General features: G+C 63.2%; 13 protein-coding genes. 8 read left to right on the forward strand and 5 right to left on the reverse strand.

Annotated elements, in window-relative coordinates:
* Positions 1 to 3: 3 nt before the first annotated feature.
* On the forward strand, positions 4 to 357 hold the full coding sequence (locus AB3X95_RS14250) for a DUF4810 domain-containing protein (protein WP_184225464.1): 354 nt from the start codon (positions 4 to 6) through the stop codon (positions 355 to 357).
* A 10-nt stretch (positions 358 to 367) separates the two neighbouring features.
* The gene (locus AB3X95_RS14255) at positions 368 to 1,033 is read left to right on the forward strand and encodes a DUF799 domain-containing protein (protein WP_368621641.1); all 666 of its coding nucleotides are present in this window, start codon (positions 368 to 370) and stop codon (positions 1,031 to 1,033) included.
* A 269-nt stretch (positions 1,034 to 1,302) separates the two neighbouring features.
* On the opposite strand, the gene AB3X95_RS14260 is transcribed toward AB3X95_RS14255, so the two are convergent.
* Positions 1,303 to 1,608, reverse strand: a complete 306-nt coding sequence (locus AB3X95_RS14260) for a DUF4148 domain-containing protein (protein ID WP_176120193.1) — start codon at positions 1,606 to 1,608, stop codon at positions 1,303 to 1,305.
* 210 nt (positions 1,609 to 1,818) lie between these two features.
* Positions 1,819 to 2,823 carry a LysR family transcriptional regulator gene (locus tag AB3X95_RS14265; RefSeq protein WP_176365981.1) on the reverse strand — a complete coding sequence of 335 codons (1,005 nt, stop codon included), beginning with the start codon at positions 2,821 to 2,823 and terminating at the stop codon, positions 1,819 to 1,821.
* Positions 2,824 to 2,999: 176 nt separating this feature from the next.
* Between AB3X95_RS14265 and AB3X95_RS14270 the strand changes: the two genes are divergently transcribed.
* The 6 genes from AB3X95_RS14270 to AB3X95_RS14295 all read left to right on the forward strand — a co-directional run bounded on the left by AB3X95_RS14270 (position 3,000) and on the right by AB3X95_RS14295 (position 12,773).
* Positions 3,000 to 3,866 carry an alpha/beta hydrolase gene (locus AB3X95_RS14270; protein ID WP_184225118.1) on the forward strand — a complete coding sequence of 289 codons (867 nt, stop codon included), beginning with the start codon at positions 3,000 to 3,002 and terminating at the stop codon, positions 3,864 to 3,866.
* 34 nt (positions 3,867 to 3,900) lie between these two features.
* Positions 3,901 to 5,124 (forward strand): efflux RND transporter periplasmic adaptor subunit, encoded by a 1,224-nt coding sequence (locus tag AB3X95_RS14275; protein ID WP_368621642.1) that lies wholly within the window; start codon positions 3,901 to 3,903, stop codon positions 5,122 to 5,124.
* A gap of 43 nt (positions 5,125 to 5,167) precedes the next feature.
* Positions 5,168 to 8,353 carry an efflux RND transporter permease subunit gene (locus AB3X95_RS14280; protein WP_368621643.1) on the forward strand — a complete coding sequence of 1,062 codons (3,186 nt, stop codon included), beginning with the start codon at positions 5,168 to 5,170 and terminating at the stop codon, positions 8,351 to 8,353.
* Positions 8,354 to 8,366: 13 nt separating this feature from the next.
* Positions 8,367 to 10,001: an efflux transporter outer membrane subunit gene (locus AB3X95_RS14285; RefSeq protein ID WP_368621644.1), complete on the forward strand. Its 1,635-nt coding sequence runs from the start codon at positions 8,367 to 8,369 to the stop codon at positions 9,999 to 10,001.
* Between the two features lie 206 nt (positions 10,002 to 10,207).
* Positions 10,208 to 11,386 (forward strand): acyl-CoA dehydrogenase family protein, encoded by a 1,179-nt coding sequence (locus AB3X95_RS14290; protein WP_368621821.1) that lies wholly within the window; start codon positions 10,208 to 10,210, stop codon positions 11,384 to 11,386.
* A gap of 58 nt (positions 11,387 to 11,444) precedes the next feature.
* A complete protein-coding gene (locus AB3X95_RS14295; RefSeq protein WP_368621645.1) occupies positions 11,445 to 12,773 on the forward strand; it encodes an Nramp family divalent metal transporter in 1,329 nt (442 codons plus the stop codon).
* Positions 12,774 to 12,926: 153 nt separating this feature from the next.
* On the opposite strand, the gene flhC is transcribed toward AB3X95_RS14295, so the two are convergent.
* From flhC to AB3X95_RS14310, 3 genes are all read right to left on the reverse strand, one after another.
* Positions 12,927 to 13,496: a flagellar transcriptional regulator FlhC gene (flhC, locus tag AB3X95_RS14300; protein ID WP_176106550.1), complete on the reverse strand. Its 570-nt coding sequence runs from the start codon at positions 13,494 to 13,496 to the stop codon at positions 12,927 to 12,929.
* A 14-nt stretch (positions 13,497 to 13,510) separates the two neighbouring features.
* The gene (flhD, locus tag AB3X95_RS14305; protein ID WP_018434215.1) at positions 13,511 to 13,831 is read right to left on the reverse strand and encodes a flagellar transcriptional regulator FlhD; all 321 of its coding nucleotides are present in this window, start codon (positions 13,829 to 13,831) and stop codon (positions 13,511 to 13,513) included.
* A gap of 744 nt (positions 13,832 to 14,575) precedes the next feature.
* Positions 14,576 to 15,112 (reverse strand): GNAT family N-acetyltransferase, encoded by a 537-nt coding sequence (locus AB3X95_RS14310; RefSeq protein WP_368621646.1) that lies wholly within the window; start codon positions 15,110 to 15,112, stop codon positions 14,576 to 14,578.
* Between the last annotated feature and the right edge of the window lie 5 nt (positions 15,113 to 15,117).

A 15,117-nucleotide genomic window follows, 5' to 3' on the forward strand; every position in this document is an offset into this window, starting at 1 on the left:
CGCATGATGCGGAGAATCCATTTGCCAGTGGTGATGGCAGCCGTACTCCTCTCGGGATGCGCGGCCAAGAGCCCCCCGCCGCTTTACCAGTGGACCGGCTACCAGCCGGCCGTGTACGACTATCTCAAGGGTGAAAAGGCACCGCAGGAGCAGATCGAGGCGCTCGAAAAGTCCCTCCAGGACATCCGGGGCAAGGGGCACACGCCGCCGCCCGGATTTCATGCGCAACTGGGCATGCTGTACGCGAGTGTCGGCAACGACACCCAGGCCATGCAGGGATTCGAGTCCGAGAAGCAGCTGTTTCCGGAATCCTCGACCTACATGGACTTCCTGATGAAGAAACCGAAACAGCCCTGAGCGAGTCACCATGTCCAAGATCCTTTCCCTCAAACTCTGGTTTGCTCTGTCGACTGTCGCACTGCTGGCCGCGTGCGCGCAACCCGCTAAGCACGCCGACTACACGGACTTCAGGAACAGTCGGCCACGCTCGATCCTCGTGCTGCCGCCGATCAACGAAACGACTGATGTTCAGGCGACCAACAGCATGCTCTCGCAGATGACGATGCCGCTCGGCGAATCCGGCTACTACGTGATACCGGTGGCGGTGATGGATGAAACGTTCAGGCAGAACGGCCTGACCATGGCGGCGGAGATCGAAGCGACCTCGCCCGCGAAGCTGCGCGAAATCTTCGGTGCCGACGCGGCCCTGTATTCGAAGATCACGCAGTACGGCACCGTATATCACGTGCTCGACAGTGCGACGGTCGTCACGGCATCCGCCAAACTGGTCGATCTCAAGACCGGTCACGTGCTATGGCAGGGTAGTGCCAGCGCCAACAGCAACGAGGGCAACAACTATGCTGGAGGTGGCCTGATCGGCATGTTCGTCACGGCTGCAGTCAAGCAGATTGCGAATTCGCTGACGGACAGGGGACACGATATCGCCGGCGTGACGAGCTATCGGCTTCTGCATGCCGGGCCGCCGAACGGACTGTTGTACGGGCCACGGTCACCCAAATACGGCACCGATTGAACGCTCCTAGGTCAGCAAAAAACGGCTTGCGCTTTCGATCGCTTCAATGCAAATGCGCCCGCAAAGCCACTTCGCAGGCGCATAACGGCGAGTGCCGTGAACGACAGAAAGCCAACACTCAATGCTGTACCGGGCGATACGGTGTCCACACCGGCGTATCAGTATCCCAGTTATCGAGTTCCGATGGTGTCATGATGTGCTCCTTGATGAAGAGGCGCGCTTCTCGTGCAGCAGGCGCGCTGGTTTCCGAATCAACCTCTGCCAACTCGTTACTGGCCCTTCGCGACGCGCGTCACTTCGCCGTTGATCCCTTCCTGCAACGCGATGCGCGCGGCCTGCGTCTGGCCGATCAGGCCTTTGTTCGGATACGAGGTGCGATTCAACGAGGGCAGCGAGCCGTCGCGATACGCGGCGACCAGTTCGGCCTTGACCTCGGCGCGCGTCTTCGTGCTCGCGCTCGGCGCCGGTTGCGTGTCATAGGTTCCTGCACGGCCGATACCGCCGCCGCCTTCCGCAAATGCCGGAACGCTGACGAGCAGCGACAGGGCGAGGCCTGCCAACAGATTACGTTTCATGATTCACTCCTGTCGATTCATTGGCAGCGTGATGGCGCTGCGACAGGGTGAAATGTAGACGTTGACGCGTTGCGGATAAATCGCGGTTTTGCGAAATGAATTGTCGCGATTCAGGAACAATCGCGAGCGAGCCTTGCAGAAGCAGTGCAATTGCACGGTTGCCGCGGCATTGGCGCCGCGGCTGGAATTCACTGTTTCAATTAACGTACTTCAGGCGACCCATTCGGACATCACCGGCGTGTCGAGCGCCGGCGCGGACTCGCGTTGCTCGAACGTGCGCTTCGTGCAGGTGGCGTCGAGACTGCCGCGTCCGCTGAGCAATGGGCAACGATCGAACAGCTCCGCAATCCAGTCTACGAAAACGCGGACTTTCGGCGACAGATGACGACTGTGCGGATAGACTGCCGAAATCGGCATCGGCAAAGGTTTCAGTTCCGGCAGTACTTCGACGAGCTGGCCCGAGCGCAGATGTGGCAGCACCATGAAGAGCGCCGGCTGAATCAGGCCGAAGCCTTCGAGTCCGCAGGTCACGTAAGCATCGGCGTCGTTGACCGACACGATGCTCTTCATCTTCACCTCCACCTCGTCGCCGTTCACCAGGAACGCCCAATCGAGCGTGCGTCCCGTGCGGCTCGAGAAGTAATTGACGGCTTTGTGATTTTCGAGATCTTCGAGCGAAGTGGGAATCCCCGCGCGCTTGATGTATTCGGGTGCCGCGCACGTCACGCCCTCGAACAGACCGATGCGGCGTGCGACCAGTGACGAATCCTGCAGCGCGCCGACGCGTACCACGCAATCGACGCCTTCCTGCAGCAGATCGACGGGCCGGTCGGTCAGGCCCAGTTGCAGATCGATGTCCGGATAGCGCGTGTGGAATTCGCACAACGCTGGAATCACGAGCAGACGGCCAATCGAGCCCGGCATGTCGATGCGCAGCTTGCCGTGCGGCTTTTTGTTGCCGCTCTGGAAACTCGCCTCGGTCTCTTCGACGTCAGCGAGGATGCGCACGCAGCGCTCGTAGTACGCGGCGCCATCGGGCGTCAGCGACAGACGGCGGGTGGTCCGGTGCATCAGCCGCGTGCCGAGAAACGCTTCGAGGTTCTGAATAATCGTAGTAACCGATGCGCGCGGCAGGTCGAGCGTCTCCGCTGCGCGGGTAAAGCTGTTGGTGTCGACGACACGTGTGAACACTTGCATGGCCTGAAGCCGGTCCATTGCAAACCTCCAGTAGGGGCAGGTGCGCAGGCGGGAATGGAGTCCGCAAAAACAATCGCAACCGGATTGTTCAAAGGCACCGAATTGTGTTGCCGGATTATAGGCATTTATTTGCGAGTCTGCTGAACCCACAATTCGCACCATTGAAGTTCTATGCGCATTTTGCGCGGCTCGACATGGATGCATTCAAATCGCCGTACCCGTCCGTTTCCATCGGCGTTTCCGCCGAAGACACTGACGCTGGGGCCAATGACGCAATACTTGAAGTCACCGACGTGGGTATCGATGGGTACGCTCAGCCCATTACGTTACGCCTGTATCGGCTGACGAAAAAAACCGCATTGCCGGTGTTGCTTTATTTTCACGGCGGCGGCTTTACGAAAGGTTCGATCGAATGCGCGGACTTCGCCGCGCGGTATTTCGCAGAACACTTACCGGCGCTCGTGGTGTCGGTGGGCTATTCGCTCGCGCCGCGGTTTCCGTTTCCAGCCGCGCCGGAAGATGCGCATCGCGCGGCGCTGTGGGTGCAGACGCGGGCGCGAGCGTTTGGTGGCAATAGCAGAAAGATCGGTGTGGCGGGGCATGACGCGGGCGGCCAACTCGCCAATTGTCTCGCGTTCATTGCGCGCGATCGTGGCGACGTGCAGATCAACGCGCAGGCGCTGTTCGGTCCGATGCTCGACCCGAGCCTGACGCGGCTTGGCGACGAGAAGCGGCTCGGTTCGGACATCACCGCGCGCGAGTGCGCCGCGTGTTATCGCGCGTATCTGCCGCAAGCGTCGCAGCGCATGCACCCGTATGCGGCGCCGCTCGAATCGTCGCGGCTCGCCGGGTTGCCGGCCACGCTGATCGCGACCGCACAGAACGACGTACTGCATGTCGAGGCCGAAAAGTATGCAAGCAATCTGATCGACGCGGGCGTGCAGACCCAGGTGGTGCGCTTTCCGAGCGTGTCGCACGCGGCGCTCGCCGATCATCCGCCCGCTTTGCAGGAAGCGGTGCGCTTTTTCCAGTGGCGCTTCGATGCGCGCGCTCATCGATAAACAGAAATTCAACCAACGATACCGGGAGCTACACATGACTATCCTTCCTCTTTCCCGCCGCCGCGTGGCGCTTGCCGCGCTAGTGGTCGTCGTTCTTGCCGGGCTCGGCACGTTCGGCGCGATCCGCGTGGATGCAAGCTCGCCGGCCGCGCCGACCATCGTGCCGGAAGTCGACGTGGCGACCGTCGTGCAGAAGACGATCACCGACTGGCAATCCTATTCGGGCCGTCTCGAAGCCGTCCAGAAAGTGGACGTGCGTTCGCAGGTGCCAGGCACGATCGTGTCGGTCAACTTCAAGGACGGCGCGCTGGTCAAGCAGGGCGACACGCTGTTCGTCATCGATCCGCGTCCGTACGCGGCCGAAGTCGATCGCGCGGAAGCCCAGCTCGCGGCCGCGCAGGCGCGTACCGGTTACACGCAAAGCGACTGGGAACGCGCGCAACGGCTGATCGTCGACAACGCGATCGCCAAGCGCGACTACGACGAGAAGCAGAACGCCGCGCGCGAGGCGAGCGCGAACCTGAAGGCCGCGCAAGCCGCGCTCGAAACGGCGCGCATCAATCTCGGCTACACGAAGATCGTCGCGCCGGTATCGGGCCGCGTGTCGCGCGCGGAGATCACGGTCGGCAACGTCGTGTCGGCCGGCGCCAGCTCGGCGCCGCTGACCACGCTTGTGTCGGTGTCGCCGATCTACGCATCGTTCGACGCGGACGAACAGACCTATCTGCAATACCTGAGCCGCGCGAAGGACGGCGGCAAGGTGCCGGTGGAACTCGGTCTCGCCGATGAATCTGGCTATTCGCGCAGCGGCACGATCGAGTCGGTCGACAACCGGCTCGACACGTCGTCGGGCACGATCCGCGTGCGCGCGAAGTTCGACAACGCGGACGGGGCGCTGATTCCGGGCCTCTACGCGCGCGTCAAGGTGGGCGGTAGCGCCCCGCATCCGGCGCTACTGATCGACGATGCCGCGGTCGGCACCGACCAGGACAAGAAGTTCGTGCTGGTCGTCGATCAGGGCAACCACGTGATTTATCGCGAGATCACGACGGGTTCGATGCAGGGCAATCTGCGCGTCGTCAAGGACGGTTTGAAGGCGGGCGAGCGCATCGTCGTCAACGGCGTTCAGCGTGTGCGCCCCGGCGACGCGGTGCGCGCACACATGGTGCCGATGACGACCGACGATGACCCGAACAGCGCCGCGCTCGCACAGTCGCACGGCAAGGCGGCGGACACCGGCGCGAAAGGCAATTCGTGAGCCGCGTGTTCCAACGCGCATGTTCCAAAGTTAAGAGCTTCCAATGAACATATCCAAATTCTTCATCGATCGCCCGATCTTTGCAGGCGTGCTATCGGTATTGATCCTGCTTGGGGGCATCATCTCGCTGTTCAAGCTGCCCATCTCCGAGTACCCGGAAGTCGTGCCGCCTTCGGTGGTGGTGCACGCGCAGTATCCGGGCGCGAATCCGAAGGTGATTGCCGAGGCGGTCGCAGCTCCGCTCGAAGAACAGATCAATGGCGTCGAGAATATGCTGTACATGCAGTCGCAGGCGAATAGCGACGGCAATCTGACGCTGACGGTCACCTTCAAGCTCGGCACCGATCCCGACCTCGCGACGCAGCTCGTGCAGAACCGCGTCAATCAGGCGCTGCCGCGTCTGCCTGAAGACGTGCAGCGACTCGGCGTGACGACGATCAAGAGTTCGCCGACGCTGACGATGGTCGTGCACCTGATCTCGCCGAACGATCGCTACGACATGACGTATCTGCGCAATTACGCGCTGCTGAACGTGAAGGATCGGCTCGCGCGGATTCAAGGTGTCGGCGAAGTGCAACTGTGGGGCTCGGGCGACTACGCGATGCGGATCTGGCTCGATCCGCAGAAGGTCGCGCAGCGCGGTCTCACCGCGACTGAAGTCGTCAACGCGATTCGCGAGCAGAACATCCAGGTGGCGGCCGGTGTGATCGGTGCATCGCCGTCGGTGCCCGGCACGCAGTTGCAGTTGTCGGTGAATGCGCGCGGCCGATTGAAGACCGAGAGCGAATTCGGCGACATCATCGTGAAGACCGCGCCCGATGGCGGCGTGACCTATCTGCGCGATATCGCGCGGATCGAACTCGCGGCGTCGGAATACGGCCTGCGTTCGCTGCTCGACAACAAGCCCGCGGTGGCGCTCGCGATCAATCAGGCGCCGGGCGCGAACTCGCTCGCGATTTCGGAGCAAGTGCGTGCGGCGATGAAGGAACTCGCCGTAGACATGCCGGCCGGCGTCGAATACCGGATCGTCTACGACCCGACGCAGTTCGTGCGTTCGAGCATCGAGGCGGTGATCCACACGCTGCTCGAAGCGATCGCGCTGGTCGTGATCGTCGTGATCGTGTTCCTGCAGACGTGGCGCGCGTCGATCATTCCGTTGATCGCGGTGCCGGTGTCGATCGTCGGTACGTTCTCGCTGCTGCTGGCATTCGGCTTTTCGATCAATGCGCTGTCCTTGTTCGGCATGGTGCTCGCGATCGGTATCGTCGTCGACGATGCGATCGTCGTGGTGGAGAACGTCGAGCGCAACATTGAAAGCGGGCTCAGTGCGCGCGATGCGACCTACAAGGCGATGCGCGAAGTGAGCGGGCCGATCATCGCGATTGCGCTGACGCTCGTCGCCGTGTTCGTGCCGCTCGCGTTCATGACGGGTCTCACGGGCCAGTTCTATAAGCAATTCGCGATGACCATCGCGATCTCGACGGTGATCTCGGCGTTCAATTCGCTGACGCTGTCGCCGGCGTTGTCCGCGCTGCTGTTGCGCAGTCACGGCGAGAAGGAGGACTGGCTGACGCGTGTGATGAACCGTGTGCTCGGCGGCTTCTTCAAGCAGTTCAACAAGGTCTTTCATCGTGGGTCGGAAGCCTATGGCCGCGGCGTGACCGGCGTGCTGCGTCGCAAGGGCGCGATGCTCGCGGTGTACGCGATTCTCGTCGGTGCAACCGTATTGATGGCGCGGATCGTGCCGGGCGGCTTCGTGCCCGCGCAGGACAAGGAGTATCTGATCGCGTTCGCGCAGTTGCCGAACGGTGCGTCGCTCGATCGCACGGAGAAGGTGATCCGCGATATGAGTTCGATCGCACTGAAGCAACAGGGCGTCGAAAGCGCGGTGGCGTTCCCGGGTCTGTCGGTGAATGGCTTCACGAATAGTTCGAGCGCGGGCATCGTGTTCGTCACGCTGAAGCCGTTCAAGGAGCGCGGCGACAAGAAGCTGTCGGCGGGCGCGATTGCCGGTGCATTGAACCAGCAGTACGGCGCGATCAAGGACTCGTTCGTCGCGGTGTTCCCGCCGCCGCCGGTGCTCGGGCTCGGCACACTCGGTGGCTTCAAGTTGCAGCTCGAGGATCACGGCGCGGTCGGCTACGCCGAACTGAACAAGGCAGCCGAAGCCTTCGTGAAGCGCGCGGCGCAAACGCCCGAACTCGGGCCGACCTTCTCCAGCTATCAGATCAACGTGCCGCAACTGAATGTCGATCTCGATCGCGTGAAGGCGAAGCAGCTCGGCGTGCCGGTCACGGACGTGTTCGACACGATGCAGATTTACCTGGGCTCGCTGTACGTGAACGACTTCAACCGCTTCGGCCGCGTGTATCAGGTGCGCGTGCAGGCGGATGCGCCGTTCCGTCAACGCGCCGACGACATTCTGCAACTGAAGACGCGCAACGCGGCGGGCGAGATGGTGCCGTTGTCGTCGCTCGTCACGGTGACGCCGACCTACGGGCCGGAGATGGTGGTGCGCTACAACGGCTACACGGCGGCCGACATCAACGGCGGCCCGGCGCCCGGCTTCTCGTCGGGACAGGCCCAGGCCGCGGCCGAACGCGTGGCTGCCGAAGTGCTGCCGCGCGGCGTGAAGCTCGAGTGGACCGACCTCACCTATCAGCAGATCCTCGCCGGCAACGCGGGCCTGTGGGTGTTCCCGATCAGCGTGCTGCTCGTGTTCCTCGTGCTCGCGGCGTTGTACGAAAGCCTGACGCTGCCGCTCGCGGTGATCCTGATCGTGCCGATGAGCGTGCTGTCGGCGCTGACCGGCGTATGGCTCACCGGTGGCGACAACAACATCTTCACGCAGATCGGTTTGATGGTGCTGGTGGGCTTGTCGGCGAAGAACGCGATTCTGATCGTCGAGTTCGCGCGTGAGCTCGAACACGATGGACGCAGTCCGCTGCAGGCGGCAATCGAAGCGAGCCGTCTGCGTCTGCGGCCGATTCTGATGACGTCGATCGCCTTCATCATGGGCGTGGTGCCGCTGGTGCTGTCGAGCGGCGCGGGCTCGGAGATGCGTCACGCGATGGGCGTCGCGGTGTTCTTCGGCATGCTGGGCGTCACGCTGTTCGGCCTGATGTTGACGCCGGTGTTCTATGTGGTGCTGCGTTCGCTCGCGGGCGGGACGGTACACGTCGCGCAGAAGGATGCGCCGCGCTATGGCGCGCCCGTTACGGACGCCTGAGGAGAAAACAACAATGAAACGCTTTGAATCTCGCTTTGTATCCTTGCGCGGATGGGGCCGCGCCGCCGCGAGCGGTTTGCTGATTGCGCTGCTGGCCGCTTGCTCGGTGGAGCCGACGTATAAGCGTCCCGAGGTCGATACGCCGGCGGCGTTCAAGGAAGCGCCCGCGGTGAAGACGTCGGCTGCGGCGGCGTCGGGCGCGGCGGCTGCTTCGGCCGGGGCGGCACAAAACAACGGCACGTGGAAGCCGGCCGAGCCCGCCGACAACGCGCTGCGCGGCGAATGGTGGAAGGTGTTCGGCGACCCGCAACTCGACGCGCTCGAAGAGCAGGCCGCCGCTGCGAACCAGGACCTGAAGGCCGCGGCCGCGCGCGTGCAGCAGGCACGCGCGGTCACGCAGGCCGCGAAGTCAGACTGGTTCCCGAAGCTCGACGCGGGCTTCGGCCCGACGCGCGAACGCGCGTCGGCGGCATCGCAATTCCAGCCGGACAGCGCGGGCGGCACGACCGGCACGATCTGGCGCGCGCAGGTCGGCGCGTCGTATGAAGCGGATCTGTTCGGGCGCGTCAGCTCGAACGTGAACGCGGCGCGCTCGGACGAGCAGCAGAGCGAAGCGCTGTTCCGTTCAGTGCAGCTGTCGTTGCAGGCCGACGTCGCGCAGAACTACTTCCAGTTGCGCGAGCTCGACACGGACCAGGATCTGTACCGTCGCACTGTCGAGTTGCGCGAGGACACGCTGAAGCTCGTCCAGCGGCGCTTCAAGGAAGGCGATATCAGCGAGCTGGATCTGTCGCGTGCGCGTAACGAGCTCGCCAGCGCGCGTGCCGATGCGGTCGGCGTCGCGCGGCAGCGGGCGGCCTCCGAGCATAGCCTCGCGATTCTGCTCGGCAAGCCGCCCGCGGATTTCACGTTCGCGGAACAGCCGCTCGCGCTGGTGACGGTGCGCGTGCCGGCCGGTTTGCCGTCGGCGCTGCTCGAACGCAGGCCTGACATCGCGGCAGCCGAGCGCGCGATGCAGGCAGCGAATGCGCGCGTCGGGCTCGCGAAGTCGGCGTTCTTCCCGAAGCTCGATATCACCGGTGCGTTCGGCTTTGAATCGGCGACACTCGGCGATCTGTTCATGTGGTCGAGCCGCGCGTTCATCCTCGGTCCGGCCGTGGGTACCGCGCTGACGATGCCGATCTTCGACGGCGGCCGTCGCAAGGCCAATCTCGCGCAGGCGCGTTCGAAGTACGACGAGGACGTCGCGCAATATCGCCAGCAGGTGCTCGTGGCGTTCCGTGAAGTCGAAGACAATCTCGCCGATCTGCGTTTGCTCGACGATCAGATGCGCGAGCAGAACGACGCGGTCGATGCGTCGCAGCGCGCCGCGCATCTGTCGCGCACGCAGTACACGGAGGGCGCGGTCAGCTATCTCGACGTGATCGATGGCGAGCGGCAGGTGCTGCAGTCGCAATTGCAGGCGAGCCATTTGGCGGGCACGCAGGCGGTCGCGACCGTGAATCTGATTCGCGCGCTCGGCGGCGGTTGGGGCGACGTGACGGCGGGGGGTACGGCGGTGGGGGCGGTGCCGGTGCCGATTGGTGCTTCCGGTACCGCGGCTGAAGCTGCAGCCGTTTCGGCGCAACAGCAAGTGGCGAAGCGCTGAATACCTAACCCTGTAGCAAGCGCTTCTTCAGCCTCATCAACCACGCCGGGCCGCGCAAGCGCCGCCCGGCGTTTTTCATGCAAATCGTTTTTCGCGCTTTCCTTGTGCAAATCGCTTCGTAGACCACGTGCGCGCGGCTCCCTATCATCATCCGATCCAGCCAATGACGACCCTAGGGCAAACCAGTGACTTTCGTGCATGACGGCATCGAGCAGATTAGCGAGCAGCAGCATACGGATTGCGCGCGCGACCTCACCACACTGCTAGCCGCTCTGCGCGCGAGCGCCGCGCAGCGCGATCGCGAAGGCGGTCATGCCGCGCAGCAAAAGCAGTGGATCGCCGACGCGGGCCTGCTGACGCTCGCCGTGCCGCGCGAATTCGGCGGTGCTGGCGCGCGCTGGTCCGCGATTTACGACGTGGTGCGTGAACTGGCGCGCGTCGATAGCGCGCTCGCGCATCTGGTCGGCTTCACCTGTCTGCAGGTGGTCAGCATCGACCTGTGGGGCAATTCACGGCAGCGCGAGAAATATTTGCGCGGCACCGTCGAGCATCGCTGGTGGTGGGGCAATGCGGTGAATCCGCTGGATACGCGCCTCATCGCTACTTCGACGCACGACGGCGGCTACCTGCTCGACGGCCAGAAAGGCTTCTGTTCCGGTACGCGCGGCTCTCAGATGATGACCGTGTCCGCTCACGATCCATCGACCGGCAAACCCCTATTCGCGGCGGTGCCGACCACGCGCGAAGGCATCACCGTTCACGACGACTGGGACCCGATCGGCCAGCGGCAGACCGACAGCGGCAGCGTGTCGTTCGCGCGCGTCAGGGTCGAGCCGCACGAGGTGCTCGAACGACCCGACACGCCGTACGCGAGCTTGCGCACACTGATCTCGCAACAGGTGCTGACCAATCTGTTCGTCGGGATCGCACAGGGTGCGCTGGAAGAGGCGCGAGCCTACGTGCACGAACATGGCCGGCCGTGGATCGCGTCCGGCGTCGCCAAAGCGACCGACGACCCCTACCTGATCCAGCGCTTCGGCGAGATGCATATCCAGACGGTCAGCGCCGGGGCGCTGGCCGCGCGCGCCGCGAACGCGCTCGACGAAGCGTGGCAGCAACGCGCAACGCTCGATGCGGAGAGCCGTGCGCGGGTCGCGCTCGCGACCTCGGAAGCGAAGATCGTCGCGCATCGGGCGGCGCTCGACATCGGCGAAAAACTCTTCGACGCCTGCGGCGCGCGCGCGACTCATGCGCCGCTGGCGCTCGATCGATTCTGGCGCAACGCGCGCGTGCACACGCTGCACGATCCGCTCGACTACCGCGTGCGCGACGTCGGCCGCTACGCGCTTAGCGGGACATTGCCGGAAGTTTCTCTGTACACTTGAGGCCGTTTGCGACGCCCGCCCGAGGCGTCGCGTCGATTCCTCCCGCGAGATTTCCGGCTTGCTGTTCAAACTACCGACAACCGCCACAGCGCCGTTCTGCCCGTCCGAGGTACAGGGTTCGGTGGCCGTCTCCGCAGGCGCGCCGTTCTGGAAGAAGATCCTGCAATTCGCGGGGCCCGGCCTGCTGGTATCGATCGGCTATATGGACCCGGGCAACTGGGCCACCGCGATCGAAGCCGGTTCGCGCTTCGGCTACAGTCTGCTGTTCGTCGTGCTGCTGTCGAGCCTCGCGGCGATGGCGCTGCAATGCCTGAGCATGCGGCTCGGCATCGCGACCGGGCGCGACCTCGCGCAACTGTCGAGCACGCGCTATTCGCCGGGCGTCGCGCGTGCGCAGTGGCTGCTCGCGGAGCTGTCGATCATCGCCTGCGATCTCGCCGAAGTGCTCGGCGGCGCGCTTGCGTTTCATCTGCTGTTCAACTGCTCGCTGACCACCGGCGTGCTGCTCACCGCGTTCGACACGCTGATCGTGCTCGGCCTGAAGGGCAAAAATTTTCGCGACCTCGAAGCGATCATGCTGGGCCTGATCGCGACGATCGGCGTCGGCTACATCATCGAGCTTGCGCTCGTCAGGCCGCATTGGCCGTCGGTCGCGCAGGGGCTGATTCCGTCGTGGCAGGCGTTGAATTCGCGCGAGCCGATGTACCTCGCGATCGGCATTCTCGGCGCCACGGTGATGCCGCATAACCTGTATCTACACTCGTCGATTGTGCAGACCCGCGCGGTGAAGCGCGATTCGGCCAGCATCCGCTCCGCGATCGGCATGTCGCGTATTGACACGATCGCATCGCTCGTGCTCGCGGCGCTGATCAACATGGCGATCCTGATTCTCGCGGCTGCCGCGTTTCATGCGACAGGCCACGACCAGGTCACGCAGATCGAGGACGCCTACCGGCTGCTAGCGCCGATCGTCGGCACCGGCTTTGCCGCGTTCCTGTTCGCGATCACGCTGCTCGCGTCGGGACAAAGCTCGACGTTCACCGGCACGGTGGCGGGGCAGGTCATCATGGAAGGCTTCCTGAAGATGAAGATTCCGTGCTGGCAGCGGCGCTTCATCACCCGAGCGCTCGCGCTGATTCCGGCGCTGATCGGCGTGCGGATGCTCGGCAATGGCGCTGTCGGCCAACTGCTCGTCGCGAGTCAGGTCGTGCTGAGCCTGCAACTGCCGTTCGCACTTTATCCGCTGATCCGCATGACGAGCGACCGTTCGCTGATGGGCGAGTTCGCCAACACGCTGCCGACGCGTCTGCTCGTGTGGACGCTGTTTGTTGTGATTAGTGCCGCGAATCTGTGGCTCGTGGTACAGACGGTGGGACTGGTCGGTTGATCTGACCGGCGGCGAGGACTTATTCGCAACGCCGGTTGGCCCGGCGCGCAGGCAAAAAAAATCCGCGCAGTTCAATCACTGCGCGGATCCACGTGAGCTTCGGTTTGAATCGGAATCGGCTGGGCCGCGTCTCGCGACGGGCGCCTCGAACGGTCAGGCGGCCTGCGCGGCCTGCGCCGCACCGAGCGCTTCCCGGCGCGCGGCGGCTGCCTTCTTCGTCTTGCCGGCACGCGACGGTGGCTGGCACGCGCCGCATACGACGTTGTGCTGCAGGTCGTGCTTGTGCGCGACGAACTTGCCGGTGCAGCGGCAGCACCGGGTCAGCTGCAGGATGTCCGCGTCGAAGAAACGCACGAGCGTCCACGCGCGCGTCAGATCGAGCACCGGCTCGGTTTCGCTGTGCTGACAATGTTCGAGATACAACCGATATCCCTTGGTCAGCGCATCGAGATGCGAGCAACGCGCTTCGTTCTTCAGGAACAGGTACGTGTTGTAGAACAGCGACGCGTGAATGTTCGCGAGCCACGTCATATACCAGTCCGCCGAAAACGGTAGCATGCCCTTGGGCGGCGATACGCCCTTGACCTCGCGATACAGGCGGATCATACGGTCGCGCGACAGCGTCAGCTCGCTCTCGAGCACCTGCATGCGGGCGCCGAGCTCGATCAGTGCGATCGCGCGAAATACTTCCTGTGCGTCTTCGGTCAGGCTTCGCTTGAGCATTGCAGTCATCTCGATCAGGCAAATTGCTCGGCGGGCTGGCCTGCAAGCAGGATCGCCGTGTGGGTCGGTGCAACTGCGGCGTGCTTCGTCGTTTGCGTCAACGCCGACAGCATCGCGTGGTCGTTGAAACGGAAGAAGCACAAAAGCTGGTCGGAAGAGGCCAGTTTGACGATTTGCGCGAGCGACAGCCCGGCAAGCAAATCAGCCAGTTCCGACGACAGTCCCAGCCGGAACATTCCGACCGGTTTGTCCTCGCGCAACATGCGTTGCGCGAGCATGATGTAAGACAAATTGATCTCGCGGATTGAATCCAGCGTCTCGCTGCTACGGTCCATTTTCTCTGTTTCCGAAGCCCCGAATTTCTATGTCGGCTTTGCGCCGTTATGTCTTTTCTGCCTCGCCGGAAACGCTGCCTCCGGCTACATGTTGCTACCTGCTACAGACAGCGAACATTTGATACAAGACGTTACATTTCGTAACAGCTCGGGACGAATTGTATGAAGGGTAAAACCAGAAATCAATCCCTCCATAAAAAAATATCTCAAAAAACCACATCATTTTTCGGTAACTTTTTCACGCCGTTGTAATGAATGATGCCAAGTGGATTTTTAGCCTTTCGAGAGTCGCCTCTAATCCATGAAAACCCTTGCTGGGTGGGCGCCGAGCGTACTTGTTCGCGCCACGCATCTGCCTCCGTGCGGCGATCGGTAAATTCGTTTTGAATTGGAAAGGAAATGGAAAGCGATGGAATAGACGGTAATAAATACTCGTCTTGCACCTCGGGCGAGGGACGGATGAGGGGTGTAACAGCAAGATGCGCCCCCAGTTACAACTGCGCAAACCAGGGCGGGATTTGTAACGGCTCGGTGCGGTCGGCAGGCGGACGGGCGGATTCGTTCGGCGCCGAGACCGAAAAGCGGTCGCAAACGTGTGCCGATTTCGTTGCCGACGAAGACGGCGAGGAGCCAGGGCCGTGCAGGATGCCTGACAGATGTTGCTGCAATGGGCGCCGATAATTTACAACCTTGCCGAGGCACCGGAATCGGCCGCAGGGGGGCGCTGTCAGTGCTTCCGGGGCGCTATGCGAGGAATCTCGCCATCAGATCCTCGTCATGCAATTCGCCGTCGACGTCCAACGCGCCGACTTCGCAACCATATTTGCGAAAGCCGAGCGATTCATACAGCTTGCGCGCCGCGTCGTTGCGGCTACCTACGGTCAGTTGCACCTGCCGCAAACCGTCGACGCGTGCGGCGCGCGTCAACAACTCGCTGAGCAGCGCACGCCCGACCCCACGACCAGCCGCTTCCTGTGCGACATACATGCCGACGACGTTCGCCTTGTGCCGTTCCTTGTGGGCCTGGTTGCGCAGCAGACCGACGACGCCGATCAGCGGAGCATCCGCTGATGCATACGCGCCGAGTAGGAACGAGCCTTCCGCCTCCGAGCCCAGCAACGTCGCGTCATGCTGCGCGGGGCCTTTCGCGAGCGCTTCGTCGTAGCTTTGTCCGAACGAAGCCGGGTGCGCCTTCAGCCCGCGCAGACGAAACTGGAAATAGGCGTCCCGGTCGGTGGGTCCGAGTTGGCGGATGAGCAGGGTATCGGCGTTGACGGACATATCAC

It is taken from the genome of Paraburkholderia sp. BR13444, assembly GCF_040948755.1.
GTDB lineage: Bacteria > Pseudomonadota > Gammaproteobacteria > Burkholderiales > Burkholderiaceae > Paraburkholderia > Paraburkholderia youngii.

Bases quoted from the DNA above. Each gene is read 5' to 3' on its own strand.
- AB3X95_RS14250 (WP_184225464.1), top strand. From the start codon at position 4: ATGATGCGGAGAATCCATTTGCCAGTGGTGATGGCAGCCGTACTCCTC.
- AB3X95_RS14255 (WP_368621641.1), top strand. From the start codon at position 368: ATGTCCAAGATCCTTTCCCTCAAACTCTGGTTTGCTCTGTCGACTGTC.
- AB3X95_RS14260 (WP_176120193.1), bottom strand. From the start codon at position 1,608: ATGAAACGTAATCTGTTGGCAGGCCTCGCCCTGTCGCTGCTCGTCAGC.
- AB3X95_RS14265 (WP_176365981.1), bottom strand. From the start codon at position 2,823: ATGGACCGGCTTCAGGCCATGCAAGTGTTCACACGTGTCGTCGACACC.
- AB3X95_RS14270 (WP_184225118.1), top strand. From the start codon at position 3,000: ATGGATGCATTCAAATCGCCGTACCCGTCCGTTTCCATCGGCGTTTCC.
- AB3X95_RS14275 (WP_368621642.1), top strand. From the start codon at position 3,901: ATGACTATCCTTCCTCTTTCCCGCCGCCGCGTGGCGCTTGCCGCGCTA.
- AB3X95_RS14280 (WP_368621643.1), top strand. From the start codon at position 5,168: ATGAACATATCCAAATTCTTCATCGATCGCCCGATCTTTGCAGGCGTG.
- AB3X95_RS14285 (WP_368621644.1), top strand. From the start codon at position 8,367: ATGAAACGCTTTGAATCTCGCTTTGTATCCTTGCGCGGATGGGGCCGC.
- flhC (WP_176106550.1), bottom strand. From the start codon at position 13,496: ATGCTCAAGCGAAGCCTGACCGAAGACGCACAGGAAGTATTTCGCGCG.
- flhD (WP_018434215.1), bottom strand. From the start codon at position 13,831: ATGGACCGTAGCAGCGAGACGCTGGATTCAATCCGCGAGATCAATTTG.
- AB3X95_RS14310 (WP_368621646.1), bottom strand. From the start codon at position 15,112: ATGTCCGTCAACGCCGATACCCTGCTCATCCGCCAACTCGGACCCACC.